Genomic DNA, 515 nt, shown 5'->3' on the forward strand with positions numbered 1-515 from the left:
CTCAAGTAAAAGCGAATGTGCGGGCGCCACTAAACTGCTTTCTCTTGCAGCTTGAGGCTTGCAGCTTGAAGCTGCTTTTTTAGAGATCCCCCATGACCCGCCCGGCAAACCCGAACACCCGCCGGTGCCCGGCGTAATCCACCAGCTCCACCTCGCGGCTCTGCCCCGGCTCGAAGCGCACGGCGGTGCCGGCCGGGATATTCAGGCGCATGCCACGGCTGGCGGCGCGGTCAAAGGTCAGGGCGTCGTTGGTCTCGAAAAAGTGATAGTGCGAACCGACCTGGATCGGCCGGTCGCCACTGTTGGCGACTTTCAGGCTGAGGGTGCGGCGGCCGACGTTGAGTTCGATGTCGCCGGGCTGGATCTGGTACTGGCCGGGAATCATGGCCGGGCTCCTTGCAGGATCTTGTAATAGAGGGCGGTCGGGCGATAGGTGCCGTGCGGGTCGCAGGCGTAGTCGGGAATTTCACCGGCGCGGCTGTAACCCAGGGCCTTGTAGAAATCTTCGGCGGGGG

The 515-nt window shown here is 63.3% G+C and carries 1 protein-coding gene and 1 pseudogene; both read right to left on the reverse strand.

Features of this window, described 5'->3' with window-relative positions:
• Positions 1-79 precede the first annotated feature (79 nt).
• Positions 80-385, reverse strand: coding sequence for an urease subunit beta (locus DBR24_RS26280; RefSeq protein ID WP_123470994.1), 306 nt, complete (start codon positions 383-385; stop codon positions 80-82).
• Positions 382-515: pseudogene (locus DBR24_RS33885) on the reverse strand (GNAT family N-acetyltransferase); the annotation flags it as partial. The pseudogene DBR24_RS33885 and the gene DBR24_RS26280, both read right to left, overlap by 4 nt.

The organism is Pseudomonas sp. HMWF006, from assembly GCF_003061205.1.
GTDB lineage: Bacteria > Pseudomonadota > Gammaproteobacteria > Pseudomonadales > Pseudomonadaceae > Aquipseudomonas > Aquipseudomonas monsensis.